A 21,065-nucleotide genomic window follows, 5' to 3' on the forward strand; every position below is an offset into this window, starting at 1 on the left:
ATGTTGTTTAAAGCTTTCCGCCGCATTGTTGCGGCCGGAAGCGTTGCAATCTTTGTTTTGCTTTGCGCGTTTTTTTTGCTTGCCTTGGGCGCAGCTCTCACGCCCTTGGCAAGCGGCGCACAAAGCGTTTCTTCTTTTCCCCTCGTATCCGTTGTGCGGCCCGCTTGGTATACGATAAAGATTGCAGCCGTATCGACCGGCATTGCCGTCATCTTCGGACTTGCAGCCGCTTTTTTTACCGCAAACCGCACCTTTCCCGGCAGGCGCTTTTTGCTTGCCTTATCGGCGGTACCGCTTTCGGTTCCGACCCTTTTGATAGCGCTGGGCTTTGTGTCGGTGTTCGGTATGCAAGGTAGCGCGAACAGGCTTCTTACAGTTGCCGCAAGAGCCGCAGGCGCCGACGTGCAAAACGCGCCGCTTTCTTTTTTGTATTCGTTTTGGGGAATCGTCATCGTACAAGGATTTTATAATTTTCCGCTTGTCATGCGGCTGTGTAGCGACGTATGGCAGCGCCTGCGGTCGGATGAAGCGGATGCCGCCCGTCTCCTCGGTGCATCGGAATGGAAGGTGTTCCGTACAGTTACGCTGTACCAGCTTGCACCGGCTATCGCCTCTTCGGCAATGCTTGTTTTTTTGTATTGCTTTTTTAGTTTTATTATCGTGCTGCTGTTCGGGTCGGCGGGCGGCACTACGCTGGAAGTCGCCGTGTACCGCTCGGTGCGCAGTTCGCTCGATTTAAAACAGGGTGCCGCTTTTGCGCTGTGCGAAACGCTGCTGGCTTTTTTGTTCGTGTCCCTGTACAGCCGTTTTGAACTGTCCGGCAGACGAAGCAGCGGTATTACGGGAAAAACCGAGGCGGCGCCGCGTCGCTCGCTCAAAGCCGACAAAGAAGCCGTATTTTTTGCAGCCGTTTTTATACCGGTTGTTTTATTTTTTTTATGGCCGTTTTTTTCCGTGCTCGGCGGCGCCTTCAAATACAAAAACACTTTTTCGTTCGGCACATTCGGCGTGCTCTTTTCCCGTTTGTCGTTTTGGCTTTCTTTGCGGAACACGCTGATCGCTTCAAGTGCAACCGCAGCTGTTTCGGTCGCGGGGGCTTGTGCGGCATCCTTTTTTATTCATTCGATCGACCCGTTCAAAACGAAAATTGGCTTTCGGCTTGTGCCGATTTTACCCATGGCGGTTTCTTCGGTTGTTTTGAGCTTCGGCATAATAGTCCTTGTCAGGCAGGGCAGTCCGCTTCTTTTAATCGGCGCACAAAGCGCTCTTTTGTGGCCGCTCGCATTCCGCTACATATCTTCGGCACTCGACAGAATTCCGCTTTCAATGCTCAATGCCGCGCGCCTTTTATCGGCCGATCCTTTGGACTGCGTGTTCCGCATACAAGTGCCGCTTTTGCGTCGCACGCTCGTATCGGCATTCGGATTTTGTTTTGCCGCCGCAAGTGCCGAAGCGTCTCTGCCGCTCATGCTGTCGGTTCCTCATTTTGAAACGCTTGCGCTTTTTACGTACCGGCTTGCAGGCGCCTACCGGTTTAACGAAGCGTGCGCTGCAGGATGCATTCTCGGTCTTTTGAGCATCGGCTTTTTTATTTTGGGAGACAGATTAAAATGAGTTATTTCAAAGTTGCCGGCTTACGAAAAACATGGGCCGATATATGCATAGAATTTTCCTGTTCGATAGAAAAAGGATGCATGCTCGGAATTGCCGGACGTTCGGGCAGCGGAAAATCCACCGTATTGCGCCTCATCGCCGGCTTGCTTGAACCGGATAAAACCGGACACGGACAAAATATGGTGCTTACGCTTGACGGCAGGAATTTGCTGTCCGTTAAACCTGCCCGCCGCGGCGTCGGCATGGTGTTCCAAGCAGCAGCGCTTTTCCCTCACATGCGCGTGGACGACAACGTCGCCTACGGCCTGCGCTGCCTTTCCCGTTTACGGGGAGAGCTTTCAAAAAAGCAAAGCAGACTGCGCGCAGCAGAATTTCTTGAACGCTTCGGTTTGGAAGGTTTTGCCGAGCGCTACCCCGATTCGCTTTCGGGCGGCGAAGCCCAGCGTGTAAGCCTTGCGCGCACGCTTATCGTGCAGCCGGATTTAGTGCTGTTCGACGAGCCTTTTTCGAGCCTCGATGCCCCCTTGCGCAAAAAACTTGCAGCCGACATCCGCTCATTGCAAAAAAAAATCGGTTTTACCGGTATTATGGTAACGCACGACATTGAAGAAGCGAAGTCCATGTGTGACCTTATAACCGTTTTGCGATGCGGCAAACAAATTTGGACGGGCAAACCCGAAAACTTCAGCGAAGAACTTTTATAAAGAAAACGATGTTATAATTTTATCTTTTGCAGCGGCGGCGGTACTGCGACGGCGTTTGCTTTTCATACGAACGGAACACTTTGCAAAAACCGGAACTGTCGTGAAAACCGCATGCAAAAGCAATTTCGGTTATGGCATATTCGGAATACCGCAGCATATCTTTTGCAGCCTCAATCCTGCACAGGGTTAAATACACTTTCGGTGAATATGCCGTGTATTTTTTTACTATTTTATACAAATAAGTTCTATCGATACCCAAATACATGCTTATTTGATCTATGTTTATATCATACATATAATTATAACGGATATACGTGAGCGCGGCGGATAAATATCTTTTTTCGCTGCTTTGCACTTCTTTTTCCATTTTTTGCTTAAAACAGGAAAAAAATAAATAGCACCAACCGTTTAATTCCGTTTGCGAGCACAGAGAACCCTGAAATCGCATAAGCGCCGTCTTTAAAAATATTTCCAATTTTTCAGTTTCACATGCCGTTTTTACATAAGTGTCTTCATTGAGGAAAAATAGTTTAATCAGCCGATCCGCTTCTTTTCCATCAAAAGCAAACCATAAGTATTCCCACGGTTGCTCGTTGTCTGCTTCATAAAAACAAACTTCTTGCGGTCGTATTAAAAACATTTGATTTTTACATACGGTATAGATTTGCTCTCCTGCATGCAGTACACCTTTCCCGTTTACAATAAAATGAAGCACATAGTGTACGCGTACGGCAGGTCCAAACGAGTGTCCCGGATCGCATTTTTCATAACCGTAATAATAAAACTGCAAGGGCGCTTTTTCTATCATGGTGTTCTTTTAATTGTATCGGCAAGTTTTTCAACAAAATGACAATTTAAAGGATACAAAAAAACTATTTTTATTTGTAAAACCGTTTTAACCTAAAAAAGGTTGTATTACACGCTTTATTTTTGTTTCGTCAAGTTACGAAAAAAGGATGATATATGCTAAAAATTACATTTATGGGAGCAGGCAGTACGGTTTTTGTCCGCAATGTACTGGGCGATTGTATGCGAACGAGCGCTTTGCAGGATGCTGAAATGGCTTTATACGACATAGACGCTTCACGCCTTAAAGATTCGGAAACAATCCTATCGGCAATAAACGCAAATGTCAATAAAAACCGTGCACGCATAAAATGTTATTTAGGAGAAAAAGAACGCAAAGCAGCTTTAAAAGATGCGGACTTTGTGGTAAATGCCATTCAAGTGGGCGGTTACGAGCCGTGCACGGTTACCGATTTTGAAATACCGAAAAAATACGGGTTGAGACAAACTATTGCCGATACGCTCGGCATAGGCGGCATTATGCGCGCACTGCGCACCATTCCCGTCATGGAAGATTTTGCCCGCGACATGGAAAAAGTATGTCCGAATGCAATTTTATTAAACTATACCAATCCTATGGCAATGCTTACCGGCTATATGCTGCGTTATACCGGTGTGCGCACGGTCGGTTTGTGCCATAGTGTGCAAGTGTGTTCAAGTACTCTTTTAACCGAATTGGATATGAAAGATAAGCTTGAAGGCAGACGGGAATTGATTGCCGGTATAAATCATATGGCGTGGCTTTTGGATATCCGTGATAAAAACGGAACGGATTTGTACCCTGAAATAAAAAAACGTGCACACAAAAAAAATATCGAAGGTAAACATCACGATATGGTACGCTTTGACTATATAAAAAATCTCGGCTATTACTGTACCGAATCGAGCGAACACAATGCCGAATACAATCCTTTTTACATAAAATCACAGTATCCCGAATTGATAGAAAAATTTAACATTCCGCTGGACGAATATCCGCGGCGCTGTATCAAACAAATAAAAGATTGGCAGGAAGAAAAACGCCGTATTTTAAAAAACGGCAAAATAACACACAAACGTTCCAATGAATACGCTTCGCATATTATGGAAGCCGTCGTTGTCAACAAACCGTATAAAATAGGCGGCAATGTCTTAAACGAAAATCTTATTGACAATTTACCGAAAGAAGCGTGTGTTGAAGTTCCCTGCTTGGTCGACGGCAGCGGCATTACCCCTTGTCATGTCGGCGCTTTGCCGGTGCAGCTTGCAGCAATGAATATGACTAATATAAATGTACAGCTCATAACGGTAGAAGCCGCGCGTGCTCGAAAAAAAGAATACATTTACCATGCAGCTATGCTTGAACCTCATACTGCAGCGGAATTAAGTATAGACGACATCCGGCGTTTGTGTGACGAATTAATTGCCGCTCACGGTTCGTATATGGCTATGTACAAATAAAATTCGGCGGCATTTTTAGCCGCTGTATATATTTTTTCGTAAAATGAAGGAGGAAAAAATGAAAACACGCATTTTGACTATTGTTGTTGCCCTTTTGTGCGCGTATGCGCTTTTTGCCGGAGGCAGCCAAGATACCGCTTCAGCGGCAAAGGGTGATGTAACACTGACGGTTGCGATTTGGGACAAAAATCAAGAACCTGGTTTAACGAAAATTGCCGCTGATTTTACCGCGGCAACGGGGATTAAAACGACCATTCAAGTTACGCCGTGGGAGCAGTATTGGACGATGCTTGAAGCCGGAGCAACCGGAGGGTCCTTACCGGACGTTTTTTGGATGCACTCAAATGAATTTTCAAAATACGCCGAATACAATATGTTGTTGGATTTAACAAAACGTATTGCGAACAGCAAAAAACTGGACATAAGCCAATTCCCTTCGGATATTACCGCTTTATATAACTACGGTAAAAAGCAGTTTGCCGTTCCTAAGGACATCGACACCATTGCATTGTGGTACAATAAAACCATGTTCGACAAAGCCGCTTTGGCATATCCTGATGAAAGCTGGACATGGGATACTTTCCGTCAAGCGGCAAAAAAACTGACAAAAAAAGACGGAAGCCAATATGGTTGCGTAATACGACCAGATACCAATCAAGCCGGCTGGTACAATATCGTATTCGACATGGGTGGCGAAATTCTTTCAGCGGATAAAAAGAAGTCGGGTTTCGATAAAGCCGAAACAATAAAGGCGATAACTTTTATAGAACAAGTTATAAAAGACGGTTCAATGCCGCCGTACAATGTTATTGCGGAAAACCGCGGCGAAGCTTTGTTTGAAGCGGGAAAAGTCGCTATGGTTACCGAAGGTTCATGGATGCTGCCGGAACTGTGTAATAATGATTATGTTAAAGCGCACTGCGACATCGCCGTATTACCTAAAGATACGACAAGCGGGAGGCGCTGTTCCATTTACAACGGTTTAGGGTGGGCGGCTTCTTCAAATACAAAGTACCCCGAACAAGCATGGGCGCTTATTGAATATTTCGGATCAAAAGAAGCTCAAACAAAGCAATCGGATTTGGGTATTGTTATTTCCGCATATAAAGGTACTACCAAAAACTGGGTAAACGCATATCCGAAATTCAACCTTAAAGCATACTTGACTATGATGGATGACATGGTCATACGTCCTTATTCAAAATCAACGGTTGCATGGGAAGATATGTCGATTCAAAAACTGATTGATGTATGGACGGGTAAAAAAACGGCTGCCGCACTGTGTCCCGAGATTGCCCGTGAAATGAACAAATTGCTGGCAGAAGAATAAAATTTACAAAGAGCCGGTTTTTTCCCGGCTCTTTTTTAGGAGACAGTGTGAATAAAAGCATAAAAAAGCGGAATATACATACTTTTTTATGGGGTTGGTTGTTTTTATTACCGACTGTATGCGGGCTCCTCATTTTAAATATTATTCCTGTTTTTCAAACCTTATATCAAAGTTTTTTTAAAACGGGGGCTTTCGGTCGCGGCAATAAATTCATTGGTTTCGGCAACTATGTTAAACTATTTCAAGACGTAACGGTATGGCAAGCTTTAATCAATATTTTTAAATATGCGGTTGTAGAGGTTCCTTTTTCCATTGTTTTTGCCGTTATACTGGCAGTATTGCTTAATCGCAATATGCGCGGCAAAAGCATATACCGTACTATTTTCTTTTTACCGATGGTTGCTGCCCCCGCTGCAGTCGCCATGGTGTGGAGATGGCTGTACAATTCAGAATTCGGTTTATTAAATCATTTGCTTCGCTTAATGGGCTTTTCTGCAGCCAATTGGCTTTCCAATCCGTCTACCGCTTTTATCTCGATAGCTGTAGTCGGTATATGGTCGATTACCGGATACAATATGGTATTGTTTTTAGCCGGCTTACAGGAAATTCCTCAAGACTATTATGAAGCAGCCGAAATAGACGGGGCAAGCAAACTACGCCAATTTGTTTTTATAACGCTGCCGCTTTTATCGCCGACTATGTTTTTTATAACCGTAACGCGGGTTATCGGAGCATTGCAAGTATTCGATTCCATTTACGTTATGCTCGATATAACTTCTCCGTCATTTTATAAAACGCAATCGCTGGTATACCTCTTTTACCGGTATTCATTTATGGAATCAAATAAAGGCTATGGGTCGGCTATTGTACTGTTGTTGCTCATCGTTATTTTAGTAATCACGGGCATTCAACTGCGTTTACAAAAAAAATGGGTATTGTATAACACATGAAAAAATCTTCCGTTGTTTATTCCGTTTTAATTCATTGTATTTTAATTGCCGGTGCCGCTGTTATGATCGTTCCGTTTCTATGGATGATTTTAACTTCATTTAAATCGATATCCGAATCCACACAGCTTAATCCTTTTATTATTTTCCCCTCAGTGTGGCGTACCGATGCGTTTTTTTCGGTGCTGACCAAAATGAATTTTGTTCGCTTATACTGGAATACTCTCTTGCTGATTGTCGAAAGAATTATCTGTGCAGTTCTTACGGCAACTACAGCAGGTTATGCGTTGGGTAGACTTCATTTTAAAGGAAAAAACCTCGCTTTTTCGCTCGTGCTATTTCAAATGATGGTGCCTCCGCAAATTTTTATTATTCCGCAGTATTTGATTGTCAGCAAAATGGGTATGCTCAATACATCGTTTGCTCTGCTGTTTCCCGGTTTGGTAACTGCATTTGGTACTTTTTTACTGCGTCAATCGTTTATGACGCTGCCCAAAGACCTTGAACAAGCCGCCGTGCTTGACGGCTGTAATACCGGTAGTATTTTTTTATTTGTTATGGCACCTTTGGTAAAATCTTCTATGACTGCACTCGGCATATTTACCGCATTGTTTGCATTTAAAGAACTGATGTGGCCGCTGGTTGCTAACACGGATCAAAACACTATGCCGCTTTCGGCAGCTCTTGCAAAACTGCAAGGACAGTTTACCGCAAACTATCCCGAATTGATGGCTGCTTCTTTTTTGGCTTGTTTACCGATGATTGTTATTTATATTATTTTTCAAAAGCAGTTTATAGCGGGAATTGCTACATCGGGAAGCAAACTTTAAAGTATAAAAGTGCGCATCAGTGCAAGCGGTATTTACGAGAACAGTGTTTTTATCAGCGATTGAATGTCGCTTACGTTTTGCACGCCCGTTTCTTTTTCCGGAGCAACCAAGTGCGTAAAGCCGAGCGTTTGAGACGCTTTTGCGCGCTGTTTAAGGCGGTTTACGGGGCGGATTTCGCCTGCAAGGCTTAACTCGCCGGTAACGGCGCCTCCCGTTTTCAAGGGAATGCCGGTGCGCGCCGAATACAGTGCTGCCGCCAAAGCCGCATCTACAGCGCTTTCAGTCAGCCGCATACCGCCTGCTACATTTATATAAATATCCTGATCGCTAAAGCGAATGCCTGCCCTTTTTTCCAATACAGCTGCTACGCGGCTTACGCGGGCACTGTCTATTTTATCCGAATATACCCGGCTCAAAGCGGCTTTGGCGGGAACGGTCAGCGCTTGAATTTCTACCATAAAAACGCGGCTTCCTTCAAAAACGGGCGTTACCGCAGCTCCTGCGGGAATGCCGCCGGTGCGACGTATAATAAACAGAGAAGCAGGGTCGGCGAGTGCTTCCAACCCTTTTTCGCTCATCGAAAAAATACCCAATTCGTCTACCGAACCGAAGCGGTTTTTCATTGCCCGTAAAAACCGTACGCGGTCGTCGTTTTGTTCAAACGAAATAACCGTGTCCACCAAATGCTCCAGCGCTTTGGGACCGGCAATGGATCCGTCTTTGGTGACGTGCGCGCTCATAAATAAAACGGAATCCCGTTCTTTAACCCACGCGGTTAACTCTGACGAGCAGTATTTTAATTGATTGACGGTTCCCGGCACTGCACCGGCTTCTGCCGAACAAACCGTTTGTATGGAATCTACAATAACACATACGGGATTAAGCGCATTTAAAGCGGCTTCTATATCGTCTAGGCGGTACGTGCACAGAATTTCTATGCCCTCGCAATTCAAACCGAGGCGGTCTGCACGTGAGCGTATTTGCGAAGCCGACTCTTCGCCGGACACGTATAGTACCCGGGCGCTGCCCATCTTTGCGGCGGCAGTCGGCATTCCCCTTGCATTCGGCGGCATTGCCTTGCCGGTTCTTTTTGCACCGGTTTCTCCTGCGTTTGTTCCTGCCGAGCTTGCTGCTCCGGTGCGGCAAGCGCAAGCAAGAGCCGAAGCGCTTTGCAAAAGCAGCGTAGACTTTCCTATGCCCGGTTCTCCTCCGATAAGGACTGCCGAACGCTTTACCGCACCGCCGCCGAGCACGCGGTCAAATTCGACAATGCCGGTTTCAAGGCGCTTTGTACTTGCACTTTCAACGGAAGAAAGCGGCATCGGTTTTGCCCGTTCGCTCAAGGTCGCTCCAGCAAACGCAGGAGTTTTAGAACCGGCACCCAAAACGCATTCGGTAAAACTGTTCCATTCGCCGCATTCGGGGCAGCGCCCCATCCAGCGTGGCTGCGTATATCCGCATGAGCTGCATTTAAATACTGTAGAAGCCGATTTTTTTTTCGTCATTTTTTACCGCGCCGATTGATCGTTGATGTTTATTGAGTATACTTACTTTCAGCGCTTTTAGTATAAAGTGCGCCGTTAAAATTTGTCAAGAACGCGCGCACATAGGTGTTGTAGCGCGCGCCGGTATTCATGGGGGGGGGTACACGCATGGACACGGCAATATGCCGATAGTGCTGCAAGTATGCCGGCTGTGTATGTTACACATGCATTGACAAAGCAATAAAAGTAGATAAAATGTTTTATAAATACTAAACATCTTTACCGGCAAACAATACTAAGCTTGCCGGATTTTGAAAGGAGTATGTATATGAAAAAACTGATAGGTACACTGCTTATTGCATGTTGTACGCTTACCGGCATTTGGGCAATCGATATAAGCGTCGGAGGTATTGCCGATTATACCCACGGTTTTAGATTTGCAAAAACCGAAAACGGCAGCGACTATGCCACTGTGTTTACAAATCAAAACATGGTTGGTTTTAACGGATTTTTTGATGTTCAATTCGTTCAGCTGCAATTAGGGGTAGATATGATGATCGGTAAACAAAGAACAACGACCATTCAAAAGTCTGCTCTTTCTTTGGCTACCAATTATGAAGATACTGCGGTTTTACTTACTAATTTCAACATCGGTGTTTTGGGTAAATTCCCGTTTTCCGCCGGTTCGATAAAGCTGTATCCTTTGGTCGGTTTTGACTTTGACTTTCCTCTTGCAGGAGAGTACGAAATACCGATTATCGGCGGCACGCACCGCATGACGCGCGAAGAATTAGCAAAGGCAAACCGTTATTGGTTTGATGCGGGATTCGGCGCCGACTTTTTTATAGTAAAAAAACTGTTTTTACGCCCGCAGTTTCTTTTCGGCTGGCAGCTAAACGTACCCGAAGAAGTACAAAAACAAAAAGATTATGCACAAAATTCCGGCTCGCAATTTTCAAGTGAAGGAATGAAGTTTAACTTCGGATTAGGTATTGGGTTTAAATTTTAACCGTTTTGCCGGTTTGCTGTGCCGCTGTGTTTGCATACGCGCCTGACATAAAAATGTATCGGGCGCGTGCACTGCACACCGGTATTAAAACTGACCAAAAACTTCAGTTTTTGGTCAGTTTCCTTGATTTACTATGCCGGTATCTGCGTTTAGCCTTCCATAATTTGAATGCCGTTACTGGTACCCAGTCGCATTACGCCCATTTCAAGATATTTTTTTGCCGTTTGTGCATCGCGCACACCGCCTGAAGCTTTAACTTTTGCCTTGCCTTTTACCGTGTCGAGCATAAGCTGCGCGTCTTCAAACGTAGCCCCGCCTGTTCCAAAACCGGTGGACGTTTTTACAAAATCCGCACCGGCTTCAACGGCAAGATTGCATGCCTTTATTTTTTCTTCGCGGCTTAAATAACAAGTTTCTATAATAACTTTCAGCACACGGCTTCCGATTGCTTTTTTTATTTCGGCGATTTCGTGTTTTACGGCATCGTCACACCCGCTTTTTAAAAGCCCGACATTGATAACCATATCGATTTCATCGGCACCGTTTTCCGCTGCTGTTTTGGCTTCAAAACATTTTGCTTTTTCTGCCATAGCTCCCAACGGAAAACCTACAACGGAGCACACGTGCACGAGCGATCCTTTAAGCTCTTTTACGGCAAGCGGTACCCAGCATGAATTAACGCATACCGAATAAAACTTGTACCGCTTTGCCTCGTCACACAGCTTGCAAATATCCTGTTCGCACGCTGCAGCTTTTAACACCGTATGATCGATGTATTCGTTTATGTTCATTTTATTTTCCATGAACGCAAGTTGTCGTGACGAATTTTTACGCGGCCTTCCGGAGTTGTTTTATAATAATCGCCGGCCAAGCCGCCTTCCCATCCGCCGTATACGGGGTTGGGCAGCATAATATATTTTACGCCGAAGTCGGCTTTGTTTTTATCGACTACCGAACAGCGCACCTCATTTAATTGATGATAGGTTTCGTTTGTAAAGCCGAAATCGTCTAAGTTATCGCCTACAAATAAAACGATTGTGTAGCCTTGTTGTTCAACTTGTTCAAAACGAGCTGTTTTTTTAGACGAATCGCTTTTAAGCAGCAAAGTGTTTTCATCCACACCCGGAAAGCCCAAAGCTTTTAAATTTTTAAGTGTGGGTTCGTATTCTGCTCCCGTTTTACGGTTGGAAACATAAAACATTTTTCCGCCGTGGGAATTAACATAATTTGCAAAGTCTACGGCGCCGGGAATGGCTATAGCTTCTTCGGCTTCGCACCATTTTGTCCATAGTTCGGAATCGAATTCCTTATGCATAAAAATTCTAACTGCACCTTCGGCACTGTTATCTATCATGGTTTCGTCGAGGTCTACAACAACGGCTTTTTTTAATCCGTTGGAAGCTTTTGCATTGTCAAAAGCAGCACGGGCGCTGTTAAAGGCTTGGTATGTTAAAGCGCGATATTCGCCGGAGCGCTGCATCCAGTTTACTGCCATTACGCTTTGTTCCAAAAGCAAAGCTTCTGCCGCCGCTTTTTTTGCTTCTGGCGTTTGCTCGTTCATTGCCATTGAACTTGCACAGGATACGAGATATGGAACTAAAAAAGAAAGAATAAAAATAGTTTTTGCTGCTTTTTTCATAGCAACCTCCTTAATTCAGGGTAGCATGCGGTTTTGCCGCTGTCAAGTATTGCGATGTTTTACAAGTTGTTATCTTTTGTTCTCGATAAAGCTTGTATTTTGTTGTGGTGCAGGTGTTTTCGGGCGCACAGCGCCCGAGTAATGTTTTTATCTAAAACAAAAACTTCCATGCAACGGGAATTTCCCATGCAAACGTATTGGTGCCGTCGCGCCACCACATGGGAATTATATGAACTCCGGCGGAAAACACATTTTTTTTGTCGATAAACCACACAATGTGCGGGTTCAAATCCAACCTGGCGCCGGCAGTGATTTTGTTATCGGGATCGTTTTTTACCAAATCCGAACCCAAGCCCCAGCTTGCTTTTAAGCCGCCGCGTATTTCTTTTGAAAAATATATGTGTGAGTTAACCGCCGCATAAAATGCGGGAGCCCAATCCGTATCGCTCCACAGCGTTACTGCAAATTCGGGTTTAATGTAAAACTTGCGTACCGTAAAGGCGATGGCACCGCCGACCGTGTTTGCTCCGTCATGCCGGGTGGTACCCGAATCGGTTAACATATTCCAATACGCATCGATTATAAAATTCTTTACGGCGGAAATATGGGTTCCCAAATATAAATAGTTTTCTCCTGCATTAAACGGACCGTTGTATGCAAAGCCGATGGTAAATTTGTCTTTTACGTTTGCTTTAATTCCCAATCCTGCGTTAAAATTGTCGGTGTCTTTTAACGAGGGAAGCGAAACGCCGGCTTCCAAAATATTCTTATATTTATAGCGGACGGCAAATGCTTTTTGAGCGTAATAGTTGATAACTTTAAATCCGCCGGTAGGATAATCCCTGTCTGAAGATACTTTCTCTGGGGCATTCTTTAAATTAAGACCGCCGTAGTAAGGCATATTGTATGCACTCCATGCAGGACCGCTCGAGGGTCCGGGGCCGACCGTCCAATCCAAATTGGTACCCAAGCCGATGTCAAGATTTTTTATCGGGGTTATAACGACGTTCAAATTGGGGTCGATAAAACGGGTGTTTATGCCTCGGGATGTGGGAATAAGCTGCCATGCGATGTCTCCTGCAAACACCAATTTGCCTACCGTAACGTTTCCGGTAAAATAATCGGTAAAACCGAAAAATTCAACTTTCGGCTTTTTTTTGGTATAAGATTGACCGAAAGAAGCGTGTACGGTGTTGGAAAAGCCGGGTATTTGCGCTTGAGCGCTGAGCGCGCTTATAGCCAATACCGAAAATACGAGTGAGCCTATGATTTTTTTCATAATTCCTCCTGTAAAAGCCGGTTGCTAACCGCCGAATACGGTAAGTATATGTTATATCGCTATAAAATAAAAGAGTAAATACGGAGTACTGTTGACTTTATAAACAAAAAAAGGCATAAAATACAAAGAGTAACAATACTATTGAGGAGTTCAGTTCATGCGAATTCGGCTGGAATCGCTGACAAAAACGTATAAAGAAAAGAACACGGAAATTCGTGCGGTACAAAATCTTTCTCTTTCCATCCCATCGGATACCGTATACGGAATTATCGGTAAAAGCGGTGCGGGAAAATCGACTTTGGTTCGCCTTATCGGATTGCTTGAAAAACCGGATGCCGGTTCCGTGTTCTACGATGATGTGCGTGTTGACAATGTAAGCGAAAAAGAGCTTATCGCCCGGCGCCGCCGGATTGGTATGATTTTTCAGAATTTTAATTTGTTTTGTTCGCGCAATGCAGGAGAAAATGTTGCCTATCCTTTGGAAATAGCCGGGGTTTCCAAACGGGATATTCGCCATCGTACACACGAGCTGTTGGATTTGGTCGGTCTTGCAGGCAGGGAACGCTCGCCGATAAGCACGCTTTCCGGCGGACAAAAGCAGCGCGTTGCCATTGCCCGGGCTTTGGCAAATAAACCGGATGTTCTTTTGTGCGACGAGGCAACCAGCGCGCTTGACCCGCAAACGACACGCTCCATTTTGCTTTTAATACGTAACCTTCAAAAACAAATGAATTTAACCGTTATTATGATTACGCACCAAATGGAAGTAGTGCGCGATATTTGTACATCTGTTGCCGTTTTGGATGACGGGTGTATTGCAGAACAGGGAAAAACCGCCGATGTTTTTGCACATCCGAAAGCAGCGCTTACAAAAGATTTTTTAGCTCATCTTGCCGTGTATACAAGTTCGCTGTCAGCCGAAACCGTGTCGGATGCGCCGTCTTCAAACGCTGCCTTAGTGCGCTGGTCGAACGAAGGCGGAAAGTATACTTTGCGGTTTATTGGAAACCGTACCGGAGAACCGGTTTTAAGCAGAGCTTCGCGCTTGTTTAATGTAGAATTCAATATCCGTGCCGGCGGTATTCAGCACGTAAGCGACGAAGATATCGGTACGCTTATAACCGATATAAACGGCTCTCCGAAAGAATTGCAAAAAACGCTTGTATGGCTGGAAGAGCAAGGTATAATTGTTGAAACCGAAGGAGAAAAAGCATGATCGATTGGAACGGTCTTTTTACATTGATTGCTCCGGCAGCACTGCAAACATTGGTTATGGTGTTTGCTTCGGCTTTTTTTTCGCTTGCTTTGGGTTTTCCGCTGGGTATATTGTTGTGCGTCAGCGATCCGGTTTCCGGTATTCGCCCGCGCCCTGTGCTGTATCAAATCGTCAGCCGCGTGATAAACGTATTGCGCTCTTTTCCTTTTATTATATTGATGATCCTTTTGTTTCCGCTGTCGCGCTTACTCATAGGAACCAGTATCGGTACGGCAGCTTCCATTGTGCCGCTTTCCATAGCGGCAGCGCCCTTTGCAGCACGGATCGCCGAAAATTCTTTTAAAGAAGTGGACGAGGGAGTGGTGCAAGCCGCCCGCGCAATGGGTTCAACCGATTTTCAAATAATCGTAAAAGTGCTTTTACCCGAAGCATTGCCTTCGCTTACTTCCGGTATTACGCTGACGATTATAAACCTTATCGGATATTCGGCGATGGCAGGAGCTGTCGGCGGCGGCGGTTTGGGCGACTTGGCAATACGTTACGGATATCAGCGTTTTCGCGCCGATGTTATGGTGTGTTCAGTTGCCCTCATTATACTTTTTGTGGAATTGATCCAAACGCTCGGCAGTGCTTTAAGCAGCGCCCAAATAAAGCGAAGATAATAGGATGGTGTGTATGAAAAAAACAACTAAAAAATGCAAAATACGCGGTGTTTTTGCAATCGGTTTGGCAGCTGCCGTTTTTATTTTTAACGGTGCATGTGCAAAAAAAACGGACGGAATGAGCTCAAAGGTTTTAAGCGGCGTTGAAGGCAAACAAGTTTTAAAAGTGGGCGCTACACCCGAACCGCACGCCGAAATGCTTAAACTAATCAGCAAAGATTTACAAAACGAAGGTGTGCGCCTTGAAATTATAGAATTTACCGATTATGTTACGCCGAATGCGGCTTTGGGAAGCGGGCAAATCGATGCAAATTTTTTCCAGCATATTCCTTATTTACAATCTTTTAACGAAGAACAGGGAACTCACTTGGTAAGCGCAGGCGGCGTCCATATTGAACCCCTTGCTTTGTATTCAAAAAAATACAGTGCGCTGGAACAGCTAAGCGACGGCGCCGTTATTGCTATTCCCAACGATCCTACAAACGAAGGTCGCTCTCTTTTGCTTTTGCAATCGGCAAAGTTAATCCGTTTAAAAGAAAATGCGGGTATTACGGCAACTCCTGCCGACATAGCGGAAAACCCTAAAAAACTGAAATTTAGAGAAATCGAAGCCGCTTCTTTGCCGCGCGTACTTGCCGACACTGACGCTGCCGTTATAAACGGTAATTATGCAATTCCTGCCGGATTAAGTGCCGCACAAAACGGTTTGTTTGTTGAAGGCTCTGATTCCCCGTATGTAAACGTGGTAGCCGTTAAAAAAGAAAACGAAAACGACGAGCGGATTGCGGCTTTAATGCAAGCTTTGCGCAGCGAAAAAATTGCCGCTTTTATAGCCGAACGTTATCCTAACGGCGAAGTGGTAAAAGTTTTTTAAGCTTTAATTTGTGTACTGCGCCTGCGTTTTGCATGACTTGCAGGCGGGTACACAACCGTATTGTTTGCAATACAAAGATGTTCCGGTTAACCTAAGCCTGCGATTTTTTTGTGTAAATCTATCAGTTTTTGATGTAAAAAATGGTCGATAGCGCTTCTTTCGATAACGCCGCATGTTTTTTTGTTTTCATCTACAATGGGAAGCGCATCGCAATCGTATTGAGTAAACAATTTGTATACGTCAGGAATACTCGTTTGCGGTGCACAAACAACCTTTGCCGGTTCCATAATATCCATTGCGAGTAAGCCTTCATGCCATTCGGACATAATAAGCGCTTCTTTTAATCGTTCAAGCGTAATAAAGCCTGCAAGTGTTCCGTCCGTGTTTTTTACCGCATAGTTTAAATTGCAATGCCGGCTGAACGAATCGATAAGGTTACGCAAAAGTTCGGTTTCGCTTACGATTGCAGGCGAGCTGTGCGAGCAAAGGGTAAAATCGTTCCATTGAACGTCAGCTACGCAAGCGGAACGCATTAAATCTTCTTCGGTAATATCCAAATTGCACTCGCCGGCTTTTTTTATGCCGTATTTTACGCATACCGGTCCGATAAGTTGTACGATAAAGGTGGTCGCCGTAATAATAAGCAGTATGGTCGGTCCTATAGTCGTCGAAAAACTGTGACCTGCGGATATGGAAAGACCGATGGCAACGCCGGCTTGGCTGAGTAAGCAAAATGGCAAGTACTTACGTACGGATTCGCTTGCCTTTGTTATATACGAGCCGAACGTGGCTCCGATGCTTTTACCTGCGGTGCGTAAAACAACATATAAAACCGCCAATATGCCGACAAAGGCGGTTACGTTCCATATATTCAGTTTTGCGCCAACCAATACAAAAAATAAAACGTAAATGGGCGGGGTAAAATTTTCAACAAGCGTAAAAGTCGGGCGCGTTTTTGCCGGTGCAAAGTTTACCATAAAAAAGCCCAGCGCCATTGCCGCTAAAATCGTGTCCAAGTGCAAAAAGTATGCAATACCGGTAGAAAGAAACAGCGATCCGAGCGAAAAGCCTAAAATTCTTCCTGAATCTGTCATAACGTTGCGGATAAACAAACTTAAAAAAAAGCCGATAACGGCACCCAGCACAACTGAGCCGCAAATATCGTACAGCAAAAGTAAAAGCTGTGATGCGACGCTTGCCGTGCGTACGCCCAAAAGCGTTGCGGCAATGGAAGAAGCGAACGCGTACAAAATAAGGGCGACCGCGTCGTCCAAGGCGACAATACCCAGTACGGTTGTGGTTAAAGGACCTCTGGTGCGGTTTTCCCTTAGTACATCGGTAGTAGCGGCGGGAGCCGTTGCCGAAGATATGGCGCCCAGCACAAGACCGAGCGCTAAAGAGGTTGCAAAGTTTTTTGTTGCCGCATAAGAAACGCCGGTAATGACGATCGATACTACAAAAAAGGGTACGATCGATTCAAAAAGCAAAATTCCTATAAATTGAGTGCCGTACTTTTTAATTACCTGCCATTTAAGCTCTCCGCCGATCATAAAGCCGATAAGGGAAAGCGCAATGCTCGAAAGCGGATCCAGCGCTGTTATAACGGAAGCGGATAATATTTGAAAGCCGGACTGTCCGAGCAATATGCCGATAACGATGTAGCCTACCACTTGCGGTATTTTCAGTTTTTGAAACAAACGTCCGCCCAAAGCGCCTAAAAGCAAAATAAAACCGAGCAGTAAAATAAGGTTTGTGTTTTCCAAACGCGAAATGTGCATAAATGCGGGAAGAAATTCTGCCAATTTATTCATAAATTTCAGTATAGTCTTTTGCACAAAAAAGTAAAGCATCCGCTTTAAAGCAACTGTTTTGAAATTGCCTTTTGCGGCGATTGTTGTGCAGTTTATTTGTCTTTTGCATAACAAAGTTTTCGATTTTTCTTGACAAATTTAAATTTCAGTGAGATGATAGGAATGTAAACGATTACATGAAATAATCAAATACGGGAGACAAATCGTGCTTATTGGAGTATCGCCTGTTATCGGGCCTGAATTGATTTCCGTTTTGCACCGCATGGGGCACGGCGATGAATTAGTGCTGTCCGACGCTTTTTACCCTGCAGATTCGTGCAATCAGCGGGTGTTGCGCGCCGACGGTATACGCATACCGTCTTTGCTTGACGGTATTTTACGCTTGATTAACATAGATCCGTATGTAAAAGATGCGCTGGTTATGATGGCTCCGGTTAAAGGAGATGTTTTGGACGACAGCGTTGAAGCTTCTTACGTAAAAGCAATTAAACGCATATATCCGGATGCTCCGCCTATTACGCGCATAGACCGCTTTGCTTTTTATGAGCGCTCAAAGTCGGCTTTTGCCGTCGTAGTTACCGGAGAAACAGTAAAGTACGGTAATATTATTATTAAAAAAGGCGTCGTACCCGTTTCGGGCGACTGGCTTTAAAAAAATACACAAGGAGTAATCTTATGAAAAGATTAGGTTTGGTGTTGGCTGTTCTCGTTTTTGCGGCGGCAGCGGTTTTTGCAAACGGTTCAAAAGACGGAGCTGCCGGCGGCAAAGTGGTGATGGGAGCTCTTATCCGCAACTTAAACGAAACTTTTTTACGCGACTATGCCGATAACTTAAAAAAAATGGCTGCGGAAAACAAAGTTGAATTAAAATTGCTGGACGGCAACAGCGATGTTGCAACACAGCTTGATCAATTGAACGCGCTTTTAACGCAGGGTGTAAAATACTTTGTTATTATTCCGCAGGATACCGGAGCTACCGAACAAATGGCAAAAGCCATTGAAGCTAAAGGAGGCGCGGCGGCTTTTTCAAATATTCAGCCTTCCGTTGCTGCCTTAAAAGTGGGGAAAAATTTTTTCCTCGCTTCTTCTCCCGAAAGTGTTGCAGGTGATATTCAAGCTCAAATTATCGATGAATATTTTAAAAAATATCCCGATAAAGCTCCCGGTAAAGCTGCCAATGTATTGCTTTTAAACGGACAGCTGGGACATCCGGCTCAAGTAAACCGCCGCAAAGGCGCAGTCGACGGTTTAAAGGCGCGCGGCTATAAAGTTACTATGGTTGCCGAAGATACGGCAAACTGGGGCGCTGCCGAAGCTCAGCAAAAAATGGATGCATGGATTGCCGCTCATAAAAATAAATTCAATGTGGTTATCGCACAAAACGACGATATGGCATTGGGTGCGATCGAATCTATGTTAACCAATAAATATACCGACGATCCGAACGATGTAACTAAGGATACAAACGGTGACGGTACCGTTTTAAAAGTACCCGTTATCGGTGTTGACGGAACCGAAACCGGCGTGCGTTCTATGAACGAAAACAAAATGTATGCAACGGTTTTACAGGATTCCATCGGACAATCGACTACGGCATTTGAATTGGTATACCAAGTCGCTGCAAACGGTTCGGCAATCGGCTATACAACCAAAGCCGGTTTGTCTGCGGCAAAAGCGGTTACCGGCGAAGATCCCGTAACCGACAAAACTATTTTGGATCAGTGCTTTTTGGTTCCCTTTAAACCCATCGTAAAATAACGGAACTGACTGAAAGCGCCGAGGGTGTTTGCTTCGGCGCTTTTGTTTCAGCATTACAAAACAATATACAGGAATTCCAATGAGTGACGAGTACGTTCTCCGTATGGAGGGCATAACCAAACAGTTTCCCGGCGTTCTTGCGCTTAACGATGTGTCCGTAAACGTTAAAGCCGGAACCGTTCACGCGCTTATGGGCGAAAACGGTGCGGGCAAATCCACTTTAATGAAATGTTTGTTCGGAATATATCATCCCGATTCGGGAAGCGTTCTCTTTAAAGGAAAAAAAGTAAAATTTCACGATGCCCGAGATGCTTTGGAAGCCGGTATTTCTATGATACATCAGGAATTATCGAATGTGCCCCATCGTACGGTAGCGCAAAATATTTGGCTTGGGCGAGAGCCGATGCGGGCGGGAAAACTGCCGTTAATAGACCATCAAAAAATGATTGAAAATACGGCACAGCTTTTAAAACAATTGGATATGCCGATTTCTCCGAACGACAAAATGGCAAATCTTTCCATTTCCGCCCAGCAAACATGCGAAATAGCAAAGGCGGTTTCTTACGGGGCTTCGGTAGTGGTTATGGATGAACCGACTTCTTCGCTGTCGGAAAAAGAAGTCGATCACCTTTTTAAAATAGTAAACGATTTACGGTCAAAGGGTGTTGCCGTTATATATATATCGCACCGCATGAATGAAATATTCCGTATTGCCGATGAAGTAACCGTTATGCGCGACGGAACGAAGGTGGGAACTTATCCTGCTTCCGAATTAAACGAAGACAAATTAATTAATTTGATGATCGGGCGCGTTACTACCCAGCGGTTTCCGCAAATAGATACGGTGCCCGGCGAAGTAAAATTGCAAGTGAAACATTTGTCTTCTCCCAATCCGCGTTCGTTTCAAGATATCAGCTTTGATTTACGCAAATCGGAAATTTTAGGGATCGGCGGTTTAGTGGGTGCTCAGCGCTCGGAAATGGTTGAAGCGCTTTTCGGCTTGCGTTCGGTTATTGCAGGAGAAATTATCGTCGGCGGCAAAGTTGTGCGCATACGCACTCCGCGCGATGCGATTAAAAATAAAATAGGTCTTATTACCGAAGACCGTCGCGGTTCCGGTATTTTTCCGCTTTTGTCGATTACAAAAAATACGGCAATTGCCGCAATTACTACGAACACGGAAAATCAATATTTAAATAAACTACGCTTAATTCGGCACAAAGAAGCCGAGAAAATGGCAGCCGGTTTAAGCCTTTTACTGAGGACAAAAACGCCTTCCATGAATACGCAAATACAAAACCTTTCGGGCGGCAATCAGCAAAAGGTTATTGTCAGCCGCTGGCTTATGACGCTGCCGGATATTCTTATTATGGATGAACCGACGCGCGGCATAGATGTCGGTGCAAAATACGAAATCTATACTATTATGGCAGATTTGGTAAAAGAGGGTAAATCGATTATTATGGTATCGTCGGAAATGCCGGAACTTATCGGTATGTCGCACCGCATTATGGTGCTGTGCAACGGGCGGCTGACGGGTATTTTGGATAAAAAAGACGCTACGCAAGAATCGGTTATGCGTTTGGCTACAAAATTTTCGGACTGAGGAGTAAAAAAAAGCT

General features: G+C 44.8%; 19 protein-coding genes. 13 read left to right on the forward strand and 6 right to left on the reverse strand.

Annotated features, from left to right (window positions below; genetic code table 11):
- Both HMPREF9193_RS03300 and HMPREF9193_RS03305 read left to right on the forward strand, forming a co-directional pair.
- A complete protein-coding gene (locus HMPREF9193_RS03300; RefSeq protein ID WP_021686646.1) occupies positions 1 to 1,614 on the forward strand; it encodes an ABC transporter permease in 1,614 nt (537 codons plus the stop codon).
- Positions 1,611 to 2,318, forward strand: coding sequence for an ABC transporter ATP-binding protein (locus HMPREF9193_RS03305; RefSeq protein WP_021686647.1), 708 nt, complete (start codon positions 1,611 to 1,613; stop codon positions 2,316 to 2,318). The genes HMPREF9193_RS03300 and HMPREF9193_RS03305 overlap by 4 nt, the downstream gene beginning before the upstream one ends.
- Positions 2,319 to 2,337: 19 nt before the next feature.
- On the opposite strand, the gene HMPREF9193_RS03310 is transcribed toward HMPREF9193_RS03305, so the two are convergent.
- Entirely contained in the window at positions 2,338 to 3,126 is a 789-nt protein-coding gene (locus tag HMPREF9193_RS03310; protein WP_021686648.1) for an AraC family transcriptional regulator, read from the reverse strand.
- A 155-nt stretch (positions 3,127 to 3,281) separates the two neighbouring features.
- On the opposite strand from HMPREF9193_RS03310, the gene HMPREF9193_RS03315 reads away from it, so the two are divergent.
- From HMPREF9193_RS03315 to HMPREF9193_RS03330, 4 genes are read left to right on the forward strand one after another with little or no spacing between them, the layout of a single operon-like run.
- A complete protein-coding gene (locus HMPREF9193_RS03315) occupies positions 3,282 to 4,604 on the forward strand; it encodes an alpha-glucosidase/alpha-galactosidase (protein ID WP_021686649.1) in 1,323 nt (440 codons plus the stop codon).
- A gap of 58 nt (positions 4,605 to 4,662) precedes the next feature.
- Positions 4,663 to 5,934 (forward strand): ABC transporter substrate-binding protein, encoded by a 1,272-nt coding sequence (locus tag HMPREF9193_RS03320; protein WP_040847435.1) that lies wholly within the window; start codon positions 4,663 to 4,665, stop codon positions 5,932 to 5,934.
- A gap of 47 nt (positions 5,935 to 5,981) precedes the next feature.
- Entirely contained in the window at positions 5,982 to 6,884 is a 903-nt protein-coding gene (locus HMPREF9193_RS03325; RefSeq protein WP_021686651.1) for a carbohydrate ABC transporter permease, read from the forward strand.
- Entirely contained in the window at positions 6,881 to 7,711 is an 831-nt protein-coding gene (locus HMPREF9193_RS03330; RefSeq protein ID WP_016524512.1) for a carbohydrate ABC transporter permease, read from the forward strand. The genes HMPREF9193_RS03325 and HMPREF9193_RS03330 overlap by 4 nt, the downstream gene beginning before the upstream one ends.
- 32 nt (positions 7,712 to 7,743) lie before the next feature.
- Here the strand turns inward: HMPREF9193_RS03330 and HMPREF9193_RS03335 are convergent, their stop codons facing one another.
- On the reverse strand, positions 7,744 to 9,216 hold the full coding sequence (locus HMPREF9193_RS03335) for a DNA repair protein RadA (RefSeq protein WP_040847437.1): 1,473 nt from the start codon (positions 9,214 to 9,216) through the stop codon (positions 7,744 to 7,746).
- Positions 9,217 to 9,523: 307 nt separating this feature from the next.
- Between HMPREF9193_RS03335 and HMPREF9193_RS03340 the strand changes: the two genes are divergently transcribed.
- The gene (locus HMPREF9193_RS03340) at positions 9,524 to 10,204 is read left to right on the forward strand and encodes a TDE1717 family outer membrane beta-barrel protein (RefSeq protein ID WP_040847439.1); all 681 of its coding nucleotides are present in this window, start codon (positions 9,524 to 9,526) and stop codon (positions 10,202 to 10,204) included.
- A gap of 149 nt (positions 10,205 to 10,353) precedes the next feature.
- Here HMPREF9193_RS03340 and deoC read toward each other — a convergent pair whose 3' ends face one another.
- The 3 genes from deoC to HMPREF9193_RS03355 form a co-directional block, all read right to left on the reverse strand.
- Positions 10,354 to 10,995, reverse strand: coding sequence for a deoxyribose-phosphate aldolase (deoC, locus tag HMPREF9193_RS03345; protein ID WP_040847525.1), 642 nt, complete (start codon positions 10,993 to 10,995; stop codon positions 10,354 to 10,356).
- Positions 10,992 to 11,843: a 5'-nucleotidase, lipoprotein e(P4) family gene (locus HMPREF9193_RS03350; RefSeq protein ID WP_021686657.1), complete on the reverse strand. Its 852-nt coding sequence runs from the start codon at positions 11,841 to 11,843 to the stop codon at positions 10,992 to 10,994. The genes deoC and HMPREF9193_RS03350 overlap by 4 nt, the downstream gene beginning before the upstream one ends.
- A 151-nt stretch (positions 11,844 to 11,994) precedes the next feature.
- On the reverse strand, positions 11,995 to 13,122 hold the full coding sequence (locus HMPREF9193_RS03355; protein WP_021686658.1) for a hypothetical protein: 1,128 nt from the start codon (positions 13,120 to 13,122) through the stop codon (positions 11,995 to 11,997).
- Between the two features lie 157 nt (positions 13,123 to 13,279).
- Here HMPREF9193_RS03355 and HMPREF9193_RS03360 point away from each other — a divergent pair, with 157 nt between their 5' ends.
- The 3 genes from HMPREF9193_RS03360 to HMPREF9193_RS03370 are packed head-to-tail and all read left to right on the forward strand — an operon-like array spanning position 13,280 to position 15,874.
- A complete protein-coding gene (locus HMPREF9193_RS03360) occupies positions 13,280 to 14,338 on the forward strand; it encodes a methionine ABC transporter ATP-binding protein (RefSeq protein WP_021686659.1) in 1,059 nt (352 codons plus the stop codon).
- Positions 14,335 to 15,000: a methionine ABC transporter permease gene (locus HMPREF9193_RS03365; protein WP_021686660.1), complete on the forward strand. Its 666-nt coding sequence runs from the start codon at positions 14,335 to 14,337 to the stop codon at positions 14,998 to 15,000. Before HMPREF9193_RS03360 ends, HMPREF9193_RS03365 begins: the two co-directional genes overlap by 4 nt.
- 13 nt (positions 15,001 to 15,013) lie before the next feature.
- Entirely contained in the window at positions 15,014 to 15,874 is an 861-nt protein-coding gene (locus HMPREF9193_RS03370) for a MetQ/NlpA family ABC transporter substrate-binding protein (protein WP_021686661.1), read from the forward strand.
- A gap of 86 nt (positions 15,875 to 15,960) precedes the next feature.
- On the opposite strand, the gene HMPREF9193_RS03375 is transcribed toward HMPREF9193_RS03370, so the two are convergent.
- Positions 15,961 to 17,685 carry a cation:proton antiporter domain-containing protein gene (locus tag HMPREF9193_RS03375; protein WP_040847527.1) on the reverse strand — a complete coding sequence of 575 codons (1,725 nt, stop codon included), beginning with the start codon at positions 17,683 to 17,685 and terminating at the stop codon, positions 15,961 to 15,963.
- 205 nt (positions 17,686 to 17,890) lie between these two features.
- On the opposite strand from HMPREF9193_RS03375, the gene fucU reads away from it, so the two are divergent.
- The 3 genes from fucU (at position 17,891) to HMPREF9193_RS03390 (ending at position 21,049) form a co-directional block, all read left to right on the forward strand.
- On the forward strand, positions 17,891 to 18,337 hold the full coding sequence (gene fucU, locus HMPREF9193_RS03380; protein ID WP_040847441.1) for an L-fucose mutarotase: 447 nt from the start codon (positions 17,891 to 17,893) through the stop codon (positions 18,335 to 18,337).
- Positions 18,338 to 18,360: 23 nt separating this feature from the next.
- Positions 18,361 to 19,443 carry a substrate-binding domain-containing protein gene (locus tag HMPREF9193_RS03385; RefSeq protein WP_021686664.1) on the forward strand — a complete coding sequence of 361 codons (1,083 nt, stop codon included), beginning with the start codon at positions 18,361 to 18,363 and terminating at the stop codon, positions 19,441 to 19,443.
- 79 nt (positions 19,444 to 19,522) lie between these two features.
- On the forward strand, positions 19,523 to 21,049 hold the full coding sequence (locus tag HMPREF9193_RS03390) for a sugar ABC transporter ATP-binding protein (protein ID WP_021686665.1): 1,527 nt from the start codon (positions 19,523 to 19,525) through the stop codon (positions 21,047 to 21,049).
- Positions 21,050 to 21,065: the final 16 nt, after the last annotated feature.

The organism is Treponema lecithinolyticum ATCC 700332 (genome assembly GCA_000468055.1).
Classification (GTDB): Bacteria; Spirochaetota; Spirochaetia; order Treponematales; family Treponemataceae; genus Treponema_C; species Treponema_C lecithinolyticum.

Excerpts from the sequence above, each read along its gene's own strand:
- HMPREF9193_RS03300 (WP_021686646.1), top strand. The coding sequence starts at position 1 with ATGTTGTTTAAAGCTTTCCGCCGCATTGTTGCGGCCGGAAGCGTTGCA.
- HMPREF9193_RS03305 (WP_021686647.1), top strand. The coding sequence starts at position 1,611 with ATGAGTTATTTCAAAGTTGCCGGCTTACGAAAAACATGGGCCGATATA.
- HMPREF9193_RS03310 (WP_021686648.1), bottom strand. The coding sequence starts at position 3,126 with ATGATAGAAAAAGCGCCCTTGCAGTTTTATTATTACGGTTATGAAAAA.
- HMPREF9193_RS03315 (WP_021686649.1), top strand. The coding sequence starts at position 3,282 with ATGCTAAAAATTACATTTATGGGAGCAGGCAGTACGGTTTTTGTCCGC.
- HMPREF9193_RS03320 (WP_040847435.1), top strand. The coding sequence starts at position 4,663 with ATGAAAACACGCATTTTGACTATTGTTGTTGCCCTTTTGTGCGCGTAT.
- HMPREF9193_RS03330 (WP_016524512.1), top strand. The coding sequence starts at position 6,881 with ATGAAAAAATCTTCCGTTGTTTATTCCGTTTTAATTCATTGTATTTTA.
- HMPREF9193_RS03335 (WP_040847437.1), bottom strand. The coding sequence starts at position 9,216 with ATGACGAAAAAAAAATCGGCTTCTACAGTATTTAAATGCAGCTCATGC.
- HMPREF9193_RS03340 (WP_040847439.1), top strand. The coding sequence starts at position 9,524 with ATGAAAAAACTGATAGGTACACTGCTTATTGCATGTTGTACGCTTACC.
- deoC (WP_040847525.1), bottom strand. The coding sequence starts at position 10,995 with ATGAACATAAACGAATACATCGATCATACGGTGTTAAAAGCTGCAGCG.
- HMPREF9193_RS03350 (WP_021686657.1), bottom strand. The coding sequence starts at position 11,843 with ATGAAAAAAGCAGCAAAAACTATTTTTATTCTTTCTTTTTTAGTTCCA.
- HMPREF9193_RS03355 (WP_021686658.1), bottom strand. The coding sequence starts at position 13,122 with ATGAAAAAAATCATAGGCTCACTCGTATTTTCGGTATTGGCTATAAGC.
- HMPREF9193_RS03360 (WP_021686659.1), top strand. The coding sequence starts at position 13,280 with ATGCGAATTCGGCTGGAATCGCTGACAAAAACGTATAAAGAAAAGAAC.
- HMPREF9193_RS03365 (WP_021686660.1), top strand. The coding sequence starts at position 14,335 with ATGATCGATTGGAACGGTCTTTTTACATTGATTGCTCCGGCAGCACTG.
- HMPREF9193_RS03370 (WP_021686661.1), top strand. The coding sequence starts at position 15,014 with ATGAAAAAAACAACTAAAAAATGCAAAATACGCGGTGTTTTTGCAATC.
- HMPREF9193_RS03375 (WP_040847527.1), bottom strand. The coding sequence starts at position 17,685 with ATGAATAAATTGGCAGAATTTCTTCCCGCATTTATGCACATTTCGCGT.
- HMPREF9193_RS03385 (WP_021686664.1), top strand. The coding sequence starts at position 18,361 with ATGAAAAGATTAGGTTTGGTGTTGGCTGTTCTCGTTTTTGCGGCGGCA.
- HMPREF9193_RS03390 (WP_021686665.1), top strand. The coding sequence starts at position 19,523 with ATGAGTGACGAGTACGTTCTCCGTATGGAGGGCATAACCAAACAGTTT.